Source organism: Serratia sp. SSNIH1 (assembly GCF_002935055.1).
Classification (GTDB): domain Bacteria; phylum Pseudomonadota; class Gammaproteobacteria; order Enterobacterales; family Enterobacteriaceae; genus Serratia; species Serratia nevei.
Map to the genome: position 1 here is coordinate 3,957,831 of NZ_CP026383.1, position 19,397 is coordinate 3,977,227.

Consider the following 19,397-nt stretch of genomic DNA (forward strand, 5'->3'; position numbering starts at 1 on the left):
GTTCTCCTTAAACCTTGGCGATCAGCGGCCGGCCGAGCAGGCCCTGCGGACGGAAGATCAGGATCGCCACCAGCAACCCGAAGGAGAACACGTCCTTGTAATCCGAGTTCACCATGCCGGCGAACTGCGCCTCCGCCACGCCGAGCAGCAGCCCGCCCAGCATCGCGCCCGGCAGCGAGCCGATGCCGCCCAGCACCGCGGCGGTGAAGGCCTTGATGCCGATGATAAAGCCGACGTAAAAATCGAAGGTGCCGTAGTTCATGGTGATCAGCACCCCGGCCAGCCCGGCCATGGCGGCGCCGATCACGAACACCAGCGAGATCACCCGATCGGTATTGATGCCGAGAATCGAGGCCATTTTGCGATCCTGCTGGGTGGCGCGGCAGATGCGCCCCAGCCGGGTGCGCTGAATGATGTAGGTGAGGATCGCCATGCCGAGCAGCGACGCCACCAGAATAAACACCTTGGTGTAAGTGATCTGCACCACGCCGCCGTCGAACTCCAGGCGGAACACGCCGCTCAGCAGCGTCGGGATGCCCTGCTGGCGCGGCCCCTGGCTGATCTGCGCGTAGTTTTGCAGGATTAACGACATGCCGATGGCGGAGATCAAGGGCGCCAGGCGGGTGGAGTTGCGCAGCGGCCTGTAGGCGATGCGCTCGATCACCCAGCCGTACACCCCGGTGATGACGATGGTGAACACCAGCGTGCCGAGGATCAGCAGCGGGAACGAGTGCAGCCCGAAGAACGACAGCAGCGCCAAGCCGATGGCGCACAGGTAGGCGGAGATCATGTACACCTCGCCGTGGGCGAAGTTGATCATGCCGATGATGCCGTAAACCATGGTGTAGCCGATGGCGATCAGGCCATACACTGCGCCAAGGGTCAGGCCGTTGATCAGCTGTTGCAGAAAGAATACGTCCATAATGAGCAGTCTCGCCTGGTAAGGCCGCCAACGCAGTCCGACGCGGCCCAAAGGTCATCGCGGAACGGGCTCGCCAAGGCGGCGAGCCCGTCGGTCATAGGGTCACACCCTCAATGTTCGGCCGTTTACAGCTGGTGATATTTACCCTTGTCATCCCATTGGTAGACCACGTAGTCCGAGACCTTCAGGTCGCCCTTCTGGTCCCAGGCTTTTTTGCCCATCACGGTATCGACGTCGTGCGACTTCAGCCATTCGGCGGCCTTGGCGCTGTCTTTGCCGCCGGTGGCGTTGAAGGCGGCGGCGATCGCCTGGATAGAGGCGTAGGAGTAGAGGGTGTACCCTTCCGGCTCAAAGCCGCTGGCGCGGAACTTGGCGATCACCGCCTTGCCTTCCGGGATCAGGCGCGGATCGTTGCCGAAGGTCATCAGCACGCCGTTGGTGTACTGCGGCCCGCCGGCGGCGGTCACCAGCTCTTCGGTCACCACGCAGTCGCCGGAGAAGAACTTGGCGGTCACGCCCTGCTCGCGCATCTGGCGCACCAGCGGCCCGGCTTCGGGATGGCAGCCGCCGAAGTAGACCACGTCCGGCTTGACCGAGGCGATCTTGGTCACCAGCGCGTTGAAGTCTTTCTCGCCGCGCGACAGCCCCTCATACAGCACCTCTTTAACCCCGCGCTTGTTCATCGCCGCCTTCGCCGCGTCCGCCAGCCCCTGGCCATAGGTGTCTTTATCGTGGATCACCGCGATGCGTTTGGCCTTCAGAGTATCCAGCATGTAGTTGGTGGCGATCGCGCCCTGCTGATCGTCGCGCCCGCACATGCGGAACATGGTCTTCATGCCGCGCTCGGTGATTTGCGGGTTGGTGGAGCCGGGGGTGATGGCGATGATGCCGGCCTCGTCATACACCTCGGAAGCGGGCATGGTGGAAGAGGAACAGAAGTGGCCGACCACCGCCGAGACCTTGTCCTGATCCACCAGCCGGTTGGCGACCGCGACCGCCTGTTTCGGTTCGCAGGCGTCATCCCCCTGCACCAGCTTGATTTTTTCCCCTTTGATGCCGCCGGCGGCGTTGATGTCCGCCGCCGCCTGCGAAGCCCCGCGCCAATACTGATCGCCATAGGTGGCGTTCGGCCCGGAGAACGGCCCGGCGACGCCGATGACGATATCGGCCTGCGCGGAAAACGCCGTACCTAAACAACCGATGAGCAAAGCAGCGAGCGGACTTTTTATCAATTTCGATGACATTGTTATCTTCCTCAGCACTGTTTTAATACCCTAGATAATTGGCGTTGCATCCAGGCGGCAAGAGCATGAGCCCCGAGAGCTGACTCAAGGTCAGTGACCGGGGTAAATGCTCGCAGCCAACACCGAGGCAGCGTCAAGTATGACGGGTATAGCGGAACGCCCGGGGGCGCGGAACTTTCACTTTATGTGTAGACGGGGAAAATAATTTTCTTGAGAGCGCAGTCGCATTCCCCAAAAATGGGTAAGCAAAAATCCAGCCATTGTGACGACGAATACATATTGTTTGCTTATTCATCCTACATATCAGTTGCGGCGCGGCGTGTGGCAGGGATAACAGGGGGCAAGGCCGTACGGCTAACGTGAGAGGGTGAGTGGCCCTGCACCATCGCCGTGCAAGGGCTTGTGCAAGCGATGCGACAACGAGACAGGCGGGAAAAATCAGCGCCTGCCGGCGAAAGATGCCGAAAAACAGCGCAAGGTGCTCATTCCCTCAGCAAACGCGCTTTTTTTGCAGTTTAGCGCTTTGACAAACCCCAGGCGCCCCGCTATTATTCGCCCCGTTCACACGATTCCTCTGTAGTTCAGTCGGTAGAACGGCGGACTGTTAATCCGTATGTCACTGGTTCGAGTCCAGTCAGAGGAGCCATATTTAGAGAAGCCCGCTCAGGGAAACCCGAGCGGGCTTTTTGCTTTTGGATTTCCGGGCAATGGCGGAGACGCCACCGGTTATCCGCGCATCGCCACACAACCATAACCTATTGAAGTAACTCACATGAAGTACGGTTTATCACCGTCAGTCCCCGGCTGGTTAACACCGATATTTTCGCCAATGTGTTTCTCTGGCTCATCAATAATATCGGCAATTAAAGCGGCGACGCTCTTACGCGATACGATCGTCCCTCTGAACGGCTCATGGCGTGCCGTGAGTTCATAGTCAACCTGCTCTTCATCCGTCATCCAGGCCGGACGCAGAATGGTGTAGTCGAGCCCAGAAGCTTCAATGGCATCAGCCGCCCGCCGAAATGGCTTGAGGGGTTCACCGATAATCGCATGATTCCATTTGCCAAATTTGCCCGGAACTTCATCGTAAATGCCCAGAGAAAGAACGAAGATCAGCCGTTTAATGCCGCGGACCTGCATGGCGGCAATCACCACCCTGGCCTGAACATCCAGGTCATCTCCCGTCAGGTTGGCATACACCAGATCCTGCCCCAGCATCGCTTGTTCCAAAACGGATGGGTTCAACACATCACCGATAAAGATCCGCGCGTTGGCCGGATGCGGCTGCTGGATTTTCTCAGGCTGACGGGCGAACAGCGTTTGCACTACCGCTTGTTCATCCGCCAACCGGTCGATAACGTGACGGGCAATTTGGCCGCCGGCGCCAAGAATCAGTACATTTTTCATGGTGTTTTCCATCGATTATTCACCCAGGTGCGCGGCGAAAAACGGCAGCACCTTGTCCAACGCTTCACGAACGGCTTCCGGTTGGTCATACAGCTCGTAGTGTGAGAAATCCGCCAACGAAACCAGCTCACGATGCTGCGAAGCCGTTGCACGCCCGTAGACTTCCATCCCATCGCGATAGGCGCCAAAGGCACCGACTTTCTCCCCCACCACCACCATCACCGGCTGAGTCAGCAGCACCTCGGCAAACGCGAAGGCATCCCAGGCCAGCGTTTTTTGCGCATGTGAGAACAACATGCGCGTCGCCCCGCCCGGCTGCTGGCCGCGCGCGGTCTTGTAGTAGTCCGTGGCTTCAAAAACGTCGCGCTCGGTGAGCCCGTGGGCGGTTGCCGCCTCAGGGCTGGCGGGCAGCAGCTCATTGACCTGAAGCTCGCCGCCGCGCGCTTCAAGGGTGCGCTGCGCGGCCATCGCATTCAGCGCCGCTAGCGGATCATAACCGCTGAAACCTTCGCGGAAGAGCCGCCCGATATTCACGCCGGTGATGCTCACTACGGCTTTGATGCGTTTCTCTGTCAGCGTGGCATTGACGGCATAGCCGCCACCGCCGCAAATGCCCAGCACGCCGATACGTTCCGCATCGACATACGGCAAGGTAACGGCGTAGTCGATGACGCGGCTGATGTCTTCCACCCGTTGGGTCGGATCCTCTACCCAGCGCGGAGCCCCGCCGGATCCCCCCTGAAAGCTGGCGTCATAGGCGATAACGACGTAGCCCTTCTCAGCCAGCGCCTTGCCGTAAACATTGCCGGAGGTTTGTTCCTTACAGCTGCCGAAAGGATGGACGCTGACCACCGTCGGGTAGCGTTTGGATTCATCGAACCCCGGCGGCAATTGAATGTGGGCGGCGATGTGCCAGGCCATGTCGGCGTTTTGGATGCGAACGTTTTGCATTACAGCGTCTCCTGAAAGAAGGGAGCCAGGACGGAGATGGCTTCTGCGACATAGGCTTTGCCGTCATACAGATCCATATGATTCGCGCCTTCGACGATGTGGTAGCGCTTATCACGGCTTGATGCACGATCGTATAAATCGTCACTCATCCATTTACTCCCCGCCACGCTGCCCGCCACAATCTGCACCGGCTGAGTCAGATACACTTCGGCCATATGGTAGGCGTCGTAGGTAATGATCTGGTTGAGGCTGCGCAGCGTGGCATAACCAGGCGCCGTCGGATATTGCGCGCGCGGAGTGTGATAATACTCCCAGGCCTGACGCAGCTCTTCGTTCGACGCATCGGATTCTTTCATCGGCGCCAGCGGCATGGTGGCATGTTCACCGCTGTTGATATCACCGGTACGGGCGTTGGAGCCTGCCTCAACATACGGCAGCGCATCAATGGACTTCACATTGTTTTCCCACCCGTTGCGGAACATCGAGCCGATATTGACGGCGCTGACGGTGCCGATCGCCTTGATGCGTCGATCCTGAATCGCGGCGTTCACGGTATAGCCCGCCCCGGCGCAAATTCCCATCGCGCCAATGCGCGCATTGTCGATATAAGGCAGCGTGGTCAGGTGATCAATCACCGCGCTGACGTCTTCGGTGCGGATATAAGGGTTTTCCAACTGACGAGGTTGGCCGCCGCTTTCCCCCTGATAAGAGGCATCGTAAGCCACGGTCACAAAGCCCTGTTCCGCCAGTTTTTCTGCGTAGGTTCCGGCAGTTTGCTCTTTCACGCCGCCGCCCGGGTGAGAAACGACGATAGCCGGATACTGGCGGTTCGCGTCGAATGCCGGTGGCAAATAGAGCACGGCGGAGAGATCAATCGTCGGGTTATTGCTATTAGTGAAGTGGATTTTCTGGTTCATCATCCGGTTCCTCGTAGGGGTTATCGGTTAACTGCAACGTTGGGTGTTATCACTATAGATATTGAACATTCAGATGATTAGACCCAAAATCATGATTGAACCTATCATTTAAATGATTAATCAGCTGAGCGTGAAACAGAGATGAAACGTGATGAGATAGCCGATCTGGTGGCATTCGTGGTGGTTGCAGAGGAACGCAGTTTCACCCGGGCAGCCGCCCGCCTGGGGATGGCGCAATCGGCGTTAAGCCAGATAGTCCGCCGCATTGAGGAACGGTTGGGGTTTCGTCTGCTGACGCGTACCACGCGCAGCGTGGTGCCCACGGAAGCCGGCGAGCAACTCTTGTCGACTCTCGGCCCCATGCTGCATGACTTAGATGCGGTCATGACCTCATTGGGCGACCTGCGCGATCGGCCTTCCGGCACGCTACGCATCACCACGGTTGAACACGCGGCAAAGACGATATTGCTGCCGGCCATGCGCACGCTGCTGAAATCCCACCCTGAAATTAATGTGCAGCTCGTCATCGACTACGGCCTGAGCGATGTGGTCGCCGAACGTTTCGATGCCGGCGTCCGCCTGGGGGGAGAGATGGATAAGGATATGATTGCCGTGCGCATAGGGCCTGACATTCCGATGGCGATCGTCGGCGCACCGGTCTATCTCGCCCGACGAGGCACCCCGACATCGGTGGCGCAGCTGGTCGATCATCAGGCGATTAACCTCTATCTTCCCACATCGGCTACCGCCAACCGCTGGCGGCTCATCCGCGGTGGGCGTGAAGTCCGGGTACGCATGGAAGGCCAGCTGTTGTTAAACACCATCGACCTGATCCTGGATGCCGCAATCGACGGGCACGGTCTGGCCTACCTGCCCTACGATCAGGTGCAGACCGCCCTTGATGAGAAAAAACTCGTCCGCGTCTTGGACAAGTTCACCCCGGATTTACCGGGGTATCACCTTTACTACCCGCATCGCAAACACCCTGGCTCCGCCTTTTCTCTGCTCATTGATGTGCTGAAGTTTGATGGGGCACCTGCCCCAAAGTAGCGGCGTTCTGCCGCGCGAACGCCCCCTGACAATAAGCCATATCGAGAAAAGCCCGCTCAGGGAAACCTGAGCGGGCTTTTTGTTTTTTAGCGCTAAATGAGTCGCAAGGAAGCGCTACTCTTTGGCTATCGGCACAGCATTCTCATCGATTTTTACCTTGCCCTGAATATCAGCAATCTTCTTCTCCAGATCCGCCACCTGCGCCTTGCTGTGCAGCAAGGTATAGGTCAGATCAAACTGCGCACTGGCGCCAGGCTGCAGCTGTTTAACGCGTTTTTGTTCGCGCTCGATAGTGACCGGATAGGCATAGCTGGTGCCCGGCTCAATCCCCGTCACATACCCCTGTTTTAACGTATCGGTATTCTTCCACAGCGTCAGGACGGGCAATTGACGGGTATCGAACTGAATAGCCACCCCTTTGTCGCCCGCGTTATTGACCAGCGCCGCCAGCGCCTGATGATTCGGGTCCGATAATGGCTTAATGTTAAAGACCATTTCATCAAACCCTTTGGTGGGGCCGGCATAGGTTCCCCAGGTCTTCAGCCCGGCTTTGGCATAGTCGTTAAACGGGCTGATGCTGGCCATCGGCGCCAGGAAGCGGGCGCCATTTTCCAGAATCGGCGCACCGAAATTACTGTGATAAATAATCTGGTAGTCATGGGGGTAATCCGCCCGGTTGGTTAACACATCATGCAGGCTGAAACTGTTGCTGCCGGGCACGTAGCGCAGTTCGGTCAGGGTTTGCAGATCGGCTTTTTTGAATGTGTTCTCTTTGATCAGGCCGCGAATACGAATTTCATACGGCGCCGTATCCGCTACCTCAACCTCAACCCGCGAGGCCGGCGTATTGCCCGCTTTACCGTGCAACGTGTAAATTTGCCCTCCTTCGGTCACCGGATGACCGGTCCACTCATAGCCACAACGCACCATCATCTCATTGAAACCTTCCAGCCAACCGAGCCCATTGCGGCTTTCCAGGTTGATAAAGGCGGGGTTGACCACCTCTTTGACCGGGGAATCCCATCCCATTTTCGCGCCAAATCCTTCTGCCCTCAGGAGGTTCATGCCGCGCGTGGGGCTCAGCGTGATGGTCAGGCCATCCTGGCTGCGGATAATCACGACTTTGCTGCCTTCCTGCTTGCCGCCGTGCAACACTTTCTGCTCAATGCTGAACGTTTTATCCTTAACCTTCAGCGCCTCACTCGTTATTTGCCAGTTTCCTTTCTCCACGCCATCTTCAGCGCTGGTCAGCACCCAACTCTGCGCCGCCGTCTGCCCTGAAATCAGAGCCGAAAACACCGCTATAACCCACGTTTTCTTCATTTCCCTTCCCCTTTGGCTGAATCGATTTTTTTATTCACGAGAAAAATCTACTGTTAAGCAGGTTAAAGAAATGTGATGAGCTTCACCGGGTGAATATTTGAATAAATAGTGCGATAAAAATACGAACATCATGGCAATTTTAATGAAATGCATTGAGTTCTTGCACGTTTAAGTGAGGGACTCATCAACACAAGTCGTATCGTTTCAGCTTTAAGCAAGAGGATGGTTTATCGCGAAGGCACGGCGGGTGGCTTGTTAACGCTATCTGGCCCTAACGAAAGCGCCCATACAGCCTGGCCTCTTTGCTTTCACGACTGCCTCCTGATATCGGAGGTGCCATATTGCGAAAAGCCCGCTCGGGGGAGCCTGAGCGGGCTTGGTGCCTTTCTGCCGTTAGCGCTTACAGCACAAGGCATGGGGCGTTTCTTCGCCGCCCCTTTATGAACCCTGTCACAAAATGCGCATGCCGTTTTCGGCGTTCTACGCCGCGGGCGGTGAGCAATAAATTTGTTAACGCCACGTTACGCCGGGTTAGGCAACATTGTTAACGCCGATTGATGCGTCAAACGCATCGCGCCATGCGTTTATTGCGCTTATTTAGTTTATTTTCCTGAGCGAGTCTTCAGCGACAGGCGCGGCGTCAGGCGCCCATAACAAACTGGAGATAAAGATGCATTCCTCTACCTCACCCATGACCACCCGGGCCAGAACCGGCGCGATCCTGCGCGTCACTTCCGGCAACTTTTTAGAGCAGTTCGATTTTTTCCTGTTCGGCTTTTACGCCACCTACATTGCACACACCTTTTTCCCGGCCAGCAGCGAGTTCGCCTCGCTGATGATGACCTTCGCGGTATTCGGCGCAGGTTTTCTGATGCGCCCGATCGGCGCCATCGTGCTGGGCGCTTACATCGATAAAGTCGGCCGCCGCAAAGGGCTGATCGTGACCCTGTCGATCATGGCTGCGGGCACCTTCCTGATCGTGCTGATCCCCTCTTACCAAAGCATCGGGCTTTGGGCGCCGCTGCTGGTGCTGTGCGGGCGCCTGTTGCAAGGCTTCTCGGCGGGCGCGGAGCTGGGCGGCGTGTCCGTTTATCTGGCCGAGATCGCCACGCCAGGCCGTAAAGGCTTCCACACCAGCTGGCAGTCCGGCAGCCAGCAGGTGGCTATCATGGTGGCGGCAGCCATGGGCTTCGCGCTCAATGCGGCGCTGGAAGAAAGCGCCATTCGCGAGTGGGGCTGGCGCATTCCGTTCCTGTTCGGCTGCCTGATCGTTCCCTTCATCTTCATCCTGCGCCGCAAGCTGGAAGAGACGCAGGAATTTACCGCCCGCCGTCACCACCTGGCGATGCGCGACGTGTTTAAAACCCTGCTGAAAAACTGGCCGGTGGTGATCGCCGGTATGCTGATGGTCGCCATGACCACCACCGCGTTTTACCTGATCACCGTCTATGCGCCGACCTTCGGCAAAAAGGTGCTGCTACTCAGCGCTTCCGACAGCTTGCTGGTCACCCTTCTGGTGGCGATCTCCAACTTCATCTGGCTGCCCATCGGCGGCGCGCTGTCGGACCGTTTCGGCCGCAAACCGGTGCTGGTCGCCATGACGTTGCTGACGTTGGCCACCGCCTACCCGGCGCTGAGCCTGCTCGCCGCCGCCCCCAGCTTCAGCATGATGCTGGCCGTGCTGCTGTGGCTGTCCTTCATTTACGGCCTGTACAACGGCGCGATGATCCCGGCCTTGACGGAGATCATGCCAACTGAAGTACGGGTGGCCGGATTCTCGCTGGCCTACAGCCTGGCGACGGCGGTGTTCGGCGGCTTTACGCCGGTGGTCTCCACCGCGTTGATCGAATACACCGGCGACAAGGCTTCACCGGGCTACTGGATGAGCTTCGCCGCGCTGTGCGCCCTGCTGGCGACGCTGTATCTGTATCGCCGCATCGCCATGCCGCTGCAAACCGCGCGCTAAGCCTCCATCGCAAAAGGAATAATGCCATGCAAAAACTCACTCGTTCGATCCTCGCCGCGCTGGTGTGCGCCTCCTGCAGTACGGCGGCGCTGGCCAAAGACGTGACCGTCATGATCTCCGGCGGCTTCAAAGCCGCGCTGGAGAAGCTGGCCCCGGAGTATGAAGCCCAAAGCGGCGACAAAATCATTCTGGTGTCCGGCCCTTCGATGGGCAAAACGCCACAGGCGATCCCCGCGCGGCTGGTGCGCGGAGAGCAAGCCGATGTGCTGATCATGGTGGGCGACGCACTCACCCAACTGGAAAAAGAGCGCTGGACCCAGCCGGGTTCGCGCGTGGAGCTGGCCGATTCGCCGATCGGCATGGTGGTCAAACAGGGCGCGCCCAAGCCGGTGATAAAAACGGATGCCGACCTGCGCAATGTCTTGCTGCAGGCTGACTCTTTCGCCTATTCCGACAGCGCCAGCGGCCGCTACGTCAGCGGCCAACTGTTCAAAAAGCTGGGCATCGAGGAACAGGTGAAAGGAAAAGCGCACGTGGTTGAGCGCATTCCGGTGGCTTCTGAAGTGGCGCAAGGTAAATATGCGCTGGGCTTCCAGCAGGTCAGCGAATTGCTGCCCGTGGCGGGCGTGACCTTTATCGGCGAGCTGCCGGAAAACGTGCAGTACATCACCCGCTTCGCCGGCGCGGTAACCGCCAAAGCGGAGCACCGCCGCGAAGGCAAAGCGCTGCTGGACTTCCTCGCCTCCTCTCAGGCACAGCTGACCATTCGCGCAACCGGCATGCGAACCGTGCCGGCGCAGCAGCCGGTCAGGCAGAGTGATACTGTTCAGTAATCAGCTTTTCCAGCTCGGCGGCGACGAAAGACTGCATGCGGCCGCCGCGTCTGATGAGGCCTACGGTGCGTTTCACCACCGGATCGACCAGCGGCACCGACGTCAACACCGAATGTTCTGAAGCGGGCATCGACATGGCGGGCACGGCGGCAATGCCGATGCCCGCCTCAACCATGCCCAGCATGGTCGTCACATGGCGAGTTTCGCACACGCTGGGGCGCTCCGGCATGAGGTGTTCCAGGCGCTGATCGAGCAGATTGCGATTGCCGGAGGTTTTATCCAGCGACACGTAGTCCTGCTGATAAAATTCCCGCCAGGTGAGGCTCTTTTTAGCGGCGAGCGGATGGTCGCGTCGGCAAGCGGCCACGTAAACGTCCCCCACCAACGGCACAAATTCAAGATGAGGTTGCAGCCGCCCGGCAAAGCAGATGCCGAAATCGGCCTGGCCGCCGGTGACCGCCTCAATGACATTGCCTGCGCTGCCGTCGATCAGCTTAACGCGCACGCGCGGATAGCGAAGCCGGAAGCGGCGTATCACGTCGGGCATGAAATAGTAGGCCGCCGACGGCACCGTGGCGACGGTGACCAGCCCGGTACGCTCCTGGCTGACCTTATCGATATCGGCCAACACCGCTTCGACATTCATCAGCAGCTGATCCGAACGCTCGGCAAAAGCCTGCCCGTACAGCGTCAAGGTCACGCGCCGGGTGGTGCGATCGAACAGTTTGCTGCCCAGCGCGTTTTCCAGCTTCTCAATCCTGCGGCTCAGCGCCGACTGCGACAGGCAGATAGACTCCGCAGCCAGCCGAAAATTGCCGTACTCCACCAGCGCGCGGAAGGCATAAAGATCGTTGAGATCAAAATTCACGGGCATAGCGGCAACCTATCCTTACCATGGCGCCAAAGGCGCAAAGCAACGATAATAGCCGCTTATTTAGCCGCAGCAACCGGTTTAATGCCGAAGCGCGCCTCGCCGTTATCCTCCCAACAGCACCGTCCCCCAAATAATGATGGTCATTATCACCGCCACCAGCCGCGCTGCGCCGCCCAAATCTTTGGCGCGTTTGGATAACGGATGCAATTCCAGCGAAATGCGATCGACCACGGTTTCAATCGCCGTATTCAGCAGCTCCACCACCAATAGCAAGAAACTGCAGGCGATTAATAACAGCCGCTCCATTTTTGTAATATCCAAACCAAATGTAACAACCAGTAAAATGACGTTAATAACTAATGTTCGTGGAATGAAGATGGTTGAATAACAAACTTATTCAAAACCTATTCATAGTAAAATATCAATTACCTCGCCAAGAGTCTTTTATCTCTTTTGGTGATTTTTAATCTATGGCTAGTTTGTCTATGTCTGAAACAAGTTCCGTTCATTCTCTTCCCATGCGCTATGCGGACTTCCCCACTTTAGTGGACGCGTTGGATTACGCGGCGCTGGGCAATACGGGAATGAATTTTTACGATCGGCGCAATCAACTCGTGACCGTTCTCGAATATCGCACGCTGCAGCAAAAAGCGATCTCGGGCGCGCGGCGTTTATTGTCCCTGAAGCTCAAGAAGGCTGCTGACCTACATCGCTTACCAGATCGTCCTCAACCTGGGGTTGCTGTTCGCCCTCAACGCGCCCTTCACCGCCCTCGCCCCGCCGCTTTTGATCCTGGCGCTGGCGTTGGCGCTGGTTTATCGGTTTGATCGGCGGGGTTAAAAACCCGCAGCAGCCTTTGGAAAACAAGAACTTTCCGGTTAATCTTTGGCCGGCTTTACAAATTGGCTTGAGCCGTTATCATCCCTTATCTGGTGTCCTATGCGCCGTTAGCTACCGCTGACTGCCGTTCGATAACATGCCCCCTCAGGGCCCATCGAGTGCAAGGAGTGCGAGCGCCCGCCTGAACAGGCCGAGACGCAGCAAGCAAAGGAAGAGACACACTATGTTTTCCCGTTTGAAACTGCTGTATATCGCCGATGATATTATTTCACCTGATGAATTCCCCCGTATAGTCAGCCCTTCCCGCGCCTGTCACGGCCTTTCATACATGCCGGATAAAGACATTCTGTCGCTTTTTTCTGGTTTTCGCGGTGGTGAGCGGATCCGCCGTGAAGTTGGCGTTACGCAAAACGGAATAAGCTCTAACTTGCGCGCAAGAGTGCAGAGCGACCTGATGAGCGGCGTTGTCGTGGCGGTCGAAACCCGGCCCGGTGTGTTGGCGACGATGGGGCCATTTTACGCCGACAATAACGAAAGTGATTATGAGCTTATAAAAAATGCCCTGCCCGATTCTTTGCAAAAACCCTGGGGCGTAGCATTGCCTTTCACCTTGAAAGAGTGGTCATCACTGGCGCTGCCTGATGCCGCTGGCATACCGCACACGCTTGCCGGTGGGGCAGGAATCCTGCTCGATAAACACCGTATAGACCAGACAATAACGTTGATTGAAGACCAGAAAGACGAGGATGTCGCCACTATTAGGGGGAGAATATGAGCAAGTTGATAATGGCAGTCGCGTTACTCTTTACTGTTCTCATGATGCAAGGATGCAAAAAAAACATGGAATATGAACCACAGGATTTTTTTGAAGGCCGTCAACTGGAAGTCGCAAAGCTGATTTATGATGGCGACGAAGTGAAACTGAATGAGAAGCTTCCTTCAATAAGCAAGGAAGAACTGAATCGACCAGTGAAAGCAGACATGACCCTGCTGTTTTGGTCGGTGCTAAACGCAATCTATGATAAAAATACGCCTAAAAGACTGAGCATTATTACTGACTTGGTTAAAGCGGGTGCAGACCCATTGCAACCCAGACCGGAAGGGGGAAGCAGTCCAGCTGAGTTTGTCCTGCAGGGCGATAAAGGCGTCTGGATAAAAGCAATGTTGGATGGTGGGTTACCACCGAATTCTAGAGATAAAGTTCATAACGAGCCAATTATATTCGAAGCGTTAGACGCGAAAAACACTGAGACTTTAAAGGTGATGTTGGATTATGGTGCGGATATAAACACAAGGGATTCATTGGGAAACACCTTGTTAATAAGCTCACTGGATTCTCGTTCGTTTGATCATACTATACTTCTGTTGGAGAGAGGCGCGGATAGTAAAATCAAAGGGAAGTTTGGTTGGACTATGGGTAATCAGCTCCAACGCTTTATAGATAGAGACGTAGGAGATGCCGAAGACAAAGAGAAAATTAATAAGATAAAAGAGTTGTTAATTAAAAAGGGTGGTGACTGGCCTCCACTACCTGTAGAGAATTGACTCTATTCTATCGCCACTATCAGGGAGAGAATATGAGAAAGTTGATAATGGCAATGGCGTTACTATTTACTGTTCTCATGATGCAAGGATGCAACAAAAACATGGAATATGAGCCACAGGATTTTTTTGAAGGCCGGCAACTGGATATCGCACAGCTGATTTATGATGGCGATGAAGTGAAACTAAAAGAAAAGCTTCCTTCTATAAGCAAGGAAGAAATGAATCGACCGGTTAAGGCGGACATGCCCCTGCTGTTTTGGTCGGTGCTAAACGCAATCTACGATAAAAATACGCCGGAAAGGCTGAAAATAATAACCGACCTGGTTAAAGACGGTGCAGATCCGCTGCAACCCAGACCGGAGGGCGGGAGCAGCCCAGCGGAATTCGTCATGAAAGCCGACAAGGGGATTTGGGTCAAAGCCATGCTCGACGGCGGTTTACCGCCAAACGCAAAAGATAAGGTATTCAATGAACCCATTGTATTCCAAACAATCAAAGCCAAAAACACTGAAACGTTAAAGGTGATGCTGGATTACGGAGCGGATATAAATATCAGAGACTCCTTGCAACAAACCTTATTAATGGATGCTTTTTTTAGCTCAGCCTTTGAACACATGACCCTACTGCTCAATCGGGGTGCGAATCCTAACCCAGTAAATATAAACAATCTTTCGCTGTTAACAGCAGTGAATCGGCAAATAAAAGACAGCCAAGATGGCTCAGAATACAATGAACAGTGTAAGAAAATACTCGAGCTCATGCTTTTGAAAGGGGCAAAGGAAGCGCAGTAATTTCATCAACGCTGATCTGACAGCTTCCGGTTATTTATACTGAGGCTGTCAGATGGCGTCTGGCTAAATTTTCTCAGCCCAGATGCATGTTTCACCAAGTAACGTTTTCATTGGCACCCGCTCACAACACAGAGCACTTTCCCGCGATCGACAAAGTACCTAACTATGTATTCCACATCTTTGAGCAGGTGTTGAATGGCTGCTCACCCCGCCGCTACTGATCCTGGCGCTGGTGTAAAGGCGATCTTGGCAAGGTTTGCGAGAAAAGAAAAGTACCAAGCGGCCCGCAGGTTGAACCCTATCGGCCAGGGTTGAGGGAGTGCCTGCGCCGCCACTCATCGGCGACATCACCTAACGTCTTTGGCATGTCATTGCGTATCCATGCCATAAATTCACGATCGAAGCGAAAATCCTCTCCGCACGCCTCAACCATGAAACGACGAACGTTTTGCGTATTTTTGTAGCTTTTATCCACGATCGTGGCGCGTGTTAGCAATGCGCTATGCCAATCGATTTTCAATTTAACCACTCCTGTGAAGAGCCGTTCGATAAAGAGCTTCAACCTGGCCTGACATATCGCACTTTTGTCACGCCCGTTTCGGCGCAAAGTGGATGTGGGGAAAAGCATAGCCCAGATCGCCGTTTCCGCGCTGTTATATGCGCGAGCGCATTTATGCCATCGCCGTCGAACAGGGGCGAAATGGCAACCGCCCCTGCTTGCTACGTGGAATTAACGCAATTCCTTCGCTATCGCGCTAAACATCAGCGACGCCTCCAGCGGTTGGGCGCTGAAAGACGGCTCCGCCTGCGGCCAGGTAGACCACTGGACGATCACCAGATTCTCCGCCTGATTGACCATAATCATCTGGCCGAAGATCCCCAGCGCCCACAGAGAATGCTTGAGGGATACCTGCGGAGCGGGTTCTACGTTGGCCGCATTCACCGGCACTTCGTTGTTCCACCATTGGAATCCGTAAATGCCGTCAGGATGCGCCGCTGACACCGAGCCCGCTGCCCGCGTCCAGTTGGCCGACTGGGCTACCCAATCGGCCGGCAAGATCTGTTTGCCGTTCGGCAACCTCCCGTTATGCAGAATAAATTCGCCGAAGCGCCCCCAGTCTTCCAGCGTGGCGTTAAAGCCGTGCGCGCCCACGTCGTGCTGGCCTTTGGCGTAGGCATGCCACACGCCGTCGCTCGCCATGCCGTAGGGCTGCCAGATGCTTTGCTGCAGATAGGCCGCCAGCGGCATGCCGGTGGCGCGCTCCAGCACGTCGCCCAGCAGCCACGCGCCGCCGGAGGAGTAAGACCAGTTCTGCCCGGCCGGATGCGCACGCTGCAAACCGGCCACCAGCTTGCGCACGCAGGCGTAGGTGCCGGGCTTGGCTTCACACTCGGTCAGCTGCGCGAAGTCCGATTTCGGGTTGGTGTAATCCTCATTCCACGCCACGCCGGAGGTGTGGGTGATCAGCTGCCCGAGGGTCACGCCGTCCCACGCGGTGCCTTTCAGATCGGATTCGTATTGCGTGATGAGATCGTCGAGCGAGCGGATTTTGCCCTGTTTAATCGCCACGCCCACCAGCGTGGCCACCACGGATTTACCCACCGAGCGCGACGTCCACAGCGTGGCGTCGGTATTGCCCTGCCCCAGATATTTCCAGGCGATTTTGCCGTCTTTCAATACCAGCATGCCGCTGACGTTCTGGCGCTGCAGGTAATCCTGCAGGTGGTAGGTTTTGCCATTCACCCGATAACTGGCATCGGTTAGCTGTTTAGCGGCAGTAAGCAGCGGCGTGGCGTTGCCATGGTGAAATACATCCCCCGCATAGTTGCGGTAGTCGTTACGAAAACCGATCACCCGGTCGCTCTGGCTCCAGGTGAGCATCTTGTGCGTGTCCGGCAATTGCGCATCGAAAGGCGCCGGACAGGCGCTGAGTTCGGTGCCCGCACAGGCGGCCAGCGCGGCGGGCGCCAACAGACCGCTGCAGAGACTGATGACAACGCCCGCCAGCAGGCTGCGGTTAAACACTTTGCTTTTCATATTTTTTCTCGCTTAGCTCAGGAAGGCGTTCAGCTTAAAAAAACGCGGCCTATAATAAAAAACGCCTGATGGGGGAAAATCCCCCGCAAAATCGACGGGAGAGCCGCGTGCCAAGCCTGATTTATTCCTTTGCCCAACTGGAAGCCTTCACCGCCGTGGCCGAGCACGGCAGCCTGGCGAAAGCCGCGCTCAAGCTGGGCAAAGACCGCACGACGCTGCGCGATTTGATTGATTTTCTCGAGGATGGCTTGGGCTATGCACTGTTCCTGCGCGAGGGGCGCAGCCTGCACCTGACGCCGGAAGGCGAACAGCTGCAGCGCCAGGCGCACCTGCTGATGCGCCAGGTGAAAGCGTTTGAGGCGTTTGCTAAAGACGTGCCGAAGAGCGCAACGCAGGAAATCTCGCTGGTCTACGATCCCTTCACGCCCCGCGCGCTACTGCAGGCGCTGATTGCCGCGATGGCCCAACGCAACACGCGCCTGAGCCTGATTAACGCCTCGCGCGACGAAGCGGAAAGCCTGCTGGCAAGCGGCCAGGCCGATCTGGGCATCTGCCAGGCGCGCCATCGCAGCGTGGGCGACGCCATGGAGTGGCGCGCCTTAGGGGCGATAGCGATGGATTTTTACGCCGCCAAAACGCTTTTCCCCGGCGCGGAACAGCCGCTCTCGCTGCTGGAACTCTCGCTCACGCCGCAGGTGATCATGCACCCGGATTCTGACGAACCGGTGGCGCGCCGCCTGCAAATTTCCGGGCATACAATATTTACCAACGAGCTGGAAATGCTACGCGCCCTGCTCGAACAGGGCTGCGGCTGGGGATTCTTGCCGACGCACATGCATGCCGAACAGTGGAAAAACGTCAACACGCTGCGCACCGAAGTGGGCAGCCAGGGGATCAGCCAAACCATGGTGACCATCTGGAAACCAGGCAATGACCGACGCGCGCTGATTGATGAGACGCTGGGGTTGTTGCCGGGATTGTGGCGAAGGGGGTTGGGGTGAAAAGTCGCTGCTAGATTAGCGGTGTTGTTACTGGTAATCGAGCCTAGAACTCATCGTCTGCGTTGTTTGTCCGTTCGCTCTTAAGCGGGGATTGTTGTTTTCCCCAGTGAGTGCCTCACCGCCGTCGCTCCAGCGCTGCTGGCGCTGGTTTATTGCTTTGAATGGTGGCATTTGAAGGGCGGCTTTGAGCGAGGAACGGACTTCAAGAAAAGCACCCAACTGCGTACCGATTGCAAAATATGAAGATATGGCAGTATGACTGCATTAAGGGCTGTGAGTGCAGCCCTTAAGAAAAAAGGTTTAATAATACTTCCTAGCTTTCGCGCTCGTTTCAGTTAAGTTTATTTCATGGTAGTGATTGTTTATAAAGTCACAAAAATTACTAATTTTAACTTGGAGATTGCCCATGCTATGCGTGATTTCGTCGTATAAATCGTTCTCCTCCTGATTTCGACAGAAGTCACCGGGATTTATAAAACTAAAAGTATCTTGCGATGCTAAATAATTATATGGGGCTTTTCTAAATAAGGAAATTAGATTACTCCAGGCCGTTGCGAAATCATATATGACGCGTTCTAAATCTGCATCACTCAGCTGAAAAACTGGTGAATTTAAAGTGTTCAGAATATTATCGTATTCAGAAATAATTAATGAATGAATATATTTTGCGCCCCACTGCAAGTGGTCTATTGTTGAAGAAAAATCAATCACATTCAACAATGTCGACAAATTTGAGATATCTCTCTTACGCAAAAGTTCTTCCCTCGTCGGTTGGTGTTGTTCGAACATTTGCGGGTAGTACATTCTGAGTACACTTGGGTCTTTCCTTAAATCAAAGCTAACATCGTCCCAGAAAGCAACATCGACAGGAAACAGGCTATTTAATCGTCTGGCATCGTTGAGTGTTCTTACATAGCTCTGAATGTTGACATCCCTGGGAGCCGTCGTAGCGATGTAAAGAGCCGTGATTTTTGGGTTAAATTTTTCAGCCTTAAGTAATTCATCATCGATTATCGCTCTGCTAATTCCTGATACTGTATTTTTACACTGGATTCCAACGAAGTGCCCGAAGGAGTCAGCACCATACACATCAACTCCATCTTGCTTCTGTCCTGACCGTCCATGTCTGTTCAGATTAGGATTGGACCACCGCAGTTGGAATGAACTTTTGCACATATCCTCAAACTCGTCCCATGATTTAGGGGGTGCTAACCACATTGAATTATATGTAACCACTTACTAATCCTTTATCTAAGATGCTTCATTTTTGGAAGCACCAATATCATAATTATTCTCCACGTGCAAGATATAACCTAGCATGGTTATATGACGTGAACATAATATCTTCTGTAAGTGCATGCAGATTTGTTAATGAGGTTCCCCGCTCAATGCAACGTGTGTCACACTCTAAGGCTCTTTTTTGATAAATCAAAAGATTATGGGCAGTGAAAATAATATCGGAAATGGCGACTTTTAAATCGAAAAATGGCACATACATAGTACACATGCGTATGTGCTAATCCATTTTTCAGACGTTTTTTTTCGCCTGACATGAGATTTCGTTCGACTGGGCACCAAACCTAATTGCCACTATTTAATGAGTACAATTGCTTTACTTTAGGTCGAGTAGTAGTAACGTCCGCTCCTGGCACAAAGCAGCCATTGTTACCTAACTTCGACCATGAAACACACCTT

At 55.2% G+C, this 19,397-nt stretch carries 18 protein-coding genes, 1 tRNA gene and 1 pseudogene; 9 read left to right on the forward strand and 11 right to left on the reverse strand.

Features of this window, described 5'->3' with window-relative positions; all coding sequences use genetic code 11:
- Window positions 1-7: 7 nt before the first annotated feature.
- The gene (locus C3F38_RS19095) at window positions 8-922 is read right to left on the reverse strand and encodes a branched-chain amino acid ABC transporter permease (protein WP_047730272.1); all 915 of its coding nucleotides are present in this window, start codon (window positions 920-922) and stop codon (window positions 8-10) included.
- Window positions 923-1,047: 125 nt separating this feature from the next.
- A complete protein-coding gene (locus C3F38_RS19100) occupies window positions 1,048-2,166 on the reverse strand; it encodes a branched-chain amino acid ABC transporter substrate-binding protein (protein ID WP_048234441.1) in 1,119 nt (372 codons plus the stop codon).
- A gap of 570 nt (window positions 2,167-2,736) precedes the next feature.
- On the opposite strand from C3F38_RS19100, the gene C3F38_RS19105 reads away from it, so the two are divergent.
- Window positions 2,737-2,812, forward strand: a tRNA-Asn gene (locus C3F38_RS19105).
- Between the two features lie 122 nt (window positions 2,813-2,934).
- Here the strand turns inward: C3F38_RS19105 and C3F38_RS19110 are convergent.
- From C3F38_RS19110 to C3F38_RS19120, 3 genes are read right to left on the reverse strand one after another with little or no spacing between them, the layout of a single operon-like run.
- The gene (locus C3F38_RS19110; RefSeq protein ID WP_055316150.1) at window positions 2,935-3,573 is read right to left on the reverse strand and encodes an SDR family oxidoreductase; all 639 of its coding nucleotides are present in this window, start codon (window positions 3,571-3,573) and stop codon (window positions 2,935-2,937) included.
- Window positions 3,574-3,588: 15 nt separating this feature from the next.
- Window positions 3,589-4,524 (reverse strand): alpha/beta hydrolase, encoded by a 936-nt coding sequence (locus tag C3F38_RS19115; RefSeq protein WP_055316152.1) that lies wholly within the window; start codon window positions 4,522-4,524, stop codon window positions 3,589-3,591.
- The gene (locus C3F38_RS19120) at window positions 4,524-5,444 is read right to left on the reverse strand and encodes an alpha/beta hydrolase (RefSeq protein WP_055316154.1); all 921 of its coding nucleotides are present in this window, start codon (window positions 5,442-5,444) and stop codon (window positions 4,524-4,526) included. Before C3F38_RS19120 ends, C3F38_RS19115 begins: the two co-directional genes overlap by 1 nt.
- Window positions 5,445-5,582: 138 nt before the next feature.
- On the opposite strand from C3F38_RS19120, the gene C3F38_RS19125 reads away from it, so the two are divergent.
- Window positions 5,583-6,491, forward strand: coding sequence for a LysR family transcriptional regulator (locus tag C3F38_RS19125; protein ID WP_055316156.1), 909 nt, complete (start codon window positions 5,583-5,585; stop codon window positions 6,489-6,491).
- Window positions 6,492-6,605: 114 nt separating this feature from the next.
- On the opposite strand, the gene C3F38_RS19130 is transcribed toward C3F38_RS19125, so the two are convergent.
- Window positions 6,606-7,814 (reverse strand): aldose 1-epimerase family protein, encoded by a 1,209-nt coding sequence (locus tag C3F38_RS19130; RefSeq protein ID WP_055316158.1) that lies wholly within the window; start codon window positions 7,812-7,814, stop codon window positions 6,606-6,608.
- A 670-nt stretch (window positions 7,815-8,484) separates the two neighbouring features.
- On the opposite strand from C3F38_RS19130, the gene C3F38_RS19135 reads away from it, so the two are divergent.
- Together C3F38_RS19135 and C3F38_RS19140 are read left to right on the forward strand one after the other, a co-directional pair.
- Window positions 8,485-9,780 carry an MFS transporter gene (locus C3F38_RS19135; RefSeq protein WP_103767403.1) on the forward strand — a complete coding sequence of 432 codons (1,296 nt, stop codon included), beginning with the start codon at window positions 8,485-8,487 and terminating at the stop codon, window positions 9,778-9,780.
- Between the two features lie 26 nt (window positions 9,781-9,806).
- Window positions 9,807-10,613, forward strand: coding sequence for a substrate-binding domain-containing protein (locus tag C3F38_RS19140; protein ID WP_055316160.1), 807 nt, complete (start codon window positions 9,807-9,809; stop codon window positions 10,611-10,613).
- Here C3F38_RS19140 and C3F38_RS19145 read toward each other — a convergent pair.
- Together C3F38_RS19145 and C3F38_RS19150 are read right to left on the reverse strand one after the other, a co-directional pair.
- On the reverse strand, window positions 10,588-11,487 hold the full coding sequence (locus tag C3F38_RS19145) for a LysR family transcriptional regulator (RefSeq protein WP_047730266.1): 900 nt from the start codon (window positions 11,485-11,487) through the stop codon (window positions 10,588-10,590). The two genes, C3F38_RS19140 and C3F38_RS19145, sit on opposite strands and share 26 nt — an antisense overlap.
- Before the next feature lie 102 nt (window positions 11,488-11,589).
- Window positions 11,590-11,793, reverse strand: coding sequence for a diacylglycerol kinase (locus C3F38_RS19150; protein WP_229704736.1), 204 nt, complete (start codon window positions 11,791-11,793; stop codon window positions 11,590-11,592).
- A 179-nt stretch (window positions 11,794-11,972) separates the two neighbouring features.
- On the opposite strand from C3F38_RS19150, the pseudogene C3F38_RS19155 reads away from it, so the two are divergent.
- The 4 genes and pseudogenes from C3F38_RS19155 to C3F38_RS19175 all read left to right on the forward strand — a co-directional run.
- Window positions 11,973-12,182: pseudogene (locus C3F38_RS19155) on the forward strand (fatty acyl-AMP ligase); the annotation flags it as partial.
- A 368-nt stretch (window positions 12,183-12,550) separates the two neighbouring features.
- Complete coding sequence (locus tag C3F38_RS26660; RefSeq protein ID WP_055316163.1) at window positions 12,551-13,102, forward strand: hypothetical protein; 552 nt, start codon at window positions 12,551-12,553, stop codon at window positions 13,100-13,102.
- Window positions 13,099-13,872 carry an ankyrin repeat domain-containing protein gene (locus C3F38_RS19170; protein ID WP_038877899.1) on the forward strand — a complete coding sequence of 258 codons (774 nt, stop codon included), beginning with the start codon at window positions 13,099-13,101 and terminating at the stop codon, window positions 13,870-13,872. Before C3F38_RS26660 ends, C3F38_RS19170 begins: the two co-directional genes overlap by 4 nt.
- 32 nt (window positions 13,873-13,904) lie before the next feature.
- Entirely contained in the window at window positions 13,905-14,663 is a 759-nt protein-coding gene (locus C3F38_RS19175) for an ankyrin repeat domain-containing protein (RefSeq protein WP_038877897.1), read from the forward strand.
- A gap of 298 nt (window positions 14,664-14,961) precedes the next feature.
- Here C3F38_RS19175 and C3F38_RS19180 read toward each other — a convergent pair whose 3' ends face one another.
- Window positions 14,962-15,183, reverse strand: a complete 222-nt coding sequence (locus tag C3F38_RS19180; protein WP_047730881.1) for a DUF6434 domain-containing protein — start codon at window positions 15,181-15,183, stop codon at window positions 14,962-14,964.
- 210 nt (window positions 15,184-15,393) lie between these two features.
- Window positions 15,394-16,701: a serine hydrolase gene (locus C3F38_RS19185; protein WP_055316165.1), complete on the reverse strand. Its 1,308-nt coding sequence runs from the start codon at window positions 16,699-16,701 to the stop codon at window positions 15,394-15,396.
- A gap of 107 nt (window positions 16,702-16,808) precedes the next feature.
- Here C3F38_RS19185 and C3F38_RS19190 point away from each other — a divergent pair, with 107 nt between their 5' ends.
- Window positions 16,809-17,702, forward strand: a complete 894-nt coding sequence (locus tag C3F38_RS19190; RefSeq protein WP_055316167.1) for a LysR family transcriptional regulator — start codon at window positions 16,809-16,811, stop codon at window positions 17,700-17,702.
- A 300-nt stretch (window positions 17,703-18,002) separates the two neighbouring features.
- Here C3F38_RS19190 and C3F38_RS19200 read toward each other — a convergent pair whose 3' ends face one another.
- Window positions 18,003-18,938, reverse strand: coding sequence for a hypothetical protein (locus C3F38_RS19200; protein ID WP_055316169.1), 936 nt, complete (start codon window positions 18,936-18,938; stop codon window positions 18,003-18,005).
- Window positions 18,939-19,397: the final 459 nt, after the last annotated feature.

Excerpts from the sequence above, each read along its gene's own strand:
- C3F38_RS19095 (WP_047730272.1), bottom strand. The coding sequence starts at position 922 with ATGGACGTATTCTTTCTGCAACAGCTGATCAACGGCCTGACCCTTGGC.
- C3F38_RS19100 (WP_048234441.1), bottom strand. The coding sequence starts at position 2,166 with ATGTCATCGAAATTGATAAAAAGTCCGCTCGCTGCTTTGCTCATCGGT.
- C3F38_RS19110 (WP_055316150.1), bottom strand. The coding sequence starts at position 3,573 with ATGAAAAATGTACTGATTCTTGGCGCCGGCGGCCAAATTGCCCGTCAC.
- C3F38_RS19115 (WP_055316152.1), bottom strand. The coding sequence starts at position 4,524 with ATGCAAAACGTTCGCATCCAAAACGCCGACATGGCCTGGCACATCGCC.
- C3F38_RS19120 (WP_055316154.1), bottom strand. The coding sequence starts at position 5,444 with ATGATGAACCAGAAAATCCACTTCACTAATAGCAATAACCCGACGATT.
- C3F38_RS19125 (WP_055316156.1), top strand. The coding sequence starts at position 5,583 with ATGAAACGTGATGAGATAGCCGATCTGGTGGCATTCGTGGTGGTTGCA.
- C3F38_RS19130 (WP_055316158.1), bottom strand. The coding sequence starts at position 7,814 with ATGAAGAAAACGTGGGTTATAGCGGTGTTTTCGGCTCTGATTTCAGGG.
- C3F38_RS19135 (WP_103767403.1), top strand. The coding sequence starts at position 8,485 with ATGCATTCCTCTACCTCACCCATGACCACCCGGGCCAGAACCGGCGCG.
- C3F38_RS19140 (WP_055316160.1), top strand. The coding sequence starts at position 9,807 with ATGCAAAAACTCACTCGTTCGATCCTCGCCGCGCTGGTGTGCGCCTCC.
- C3F38_RS19145 (WP_047730266.1), bottom strand. The coding sequence starts at position 11,487 with ATGCCCGTGAATTTTGATCTCAACGATCTTTATGCCTTCCGCGCGCTG.
- C3F38_RS19150 (WP_229704736.1), bottom strand. The coding sequence starts at position 11,793 with ATGGAGCGGCTGTTATTAATCGCCTGCAGTTTCTTGCTATTGGTGGTG.
- C3F38_RS26660 (WP_055316163.1), top strand. The coding sequence starts at position 12,551 with ATGTTTTCCCGTTTGAAACTGCTGTATATCGCCGATGATATTATTTCA.
- C3F38_RS19170 (WP_038877899.1), top strand. The coding sequence starts at position 13,099 with ATGAGCAAGTTGATAATGGCAGTCGCGTTACTCTTTACTGTTCTCATG.
- C3F38_RS19175 (WP_038877897.1), top strand. The coding sequence starts at position 13,905 with ATGAGAAAGTTGATAATGGCAATGGCGTTACTATTTACTGTTCTCATG.
- C3F38_RS19185 (WP_055316165.1), bottom strand. The coding sequence starts at position 16,701 with ATGAAAAGCAAAGTGTTTAACCGCAGCCTGCTGGCGGGCGTTGTCATC.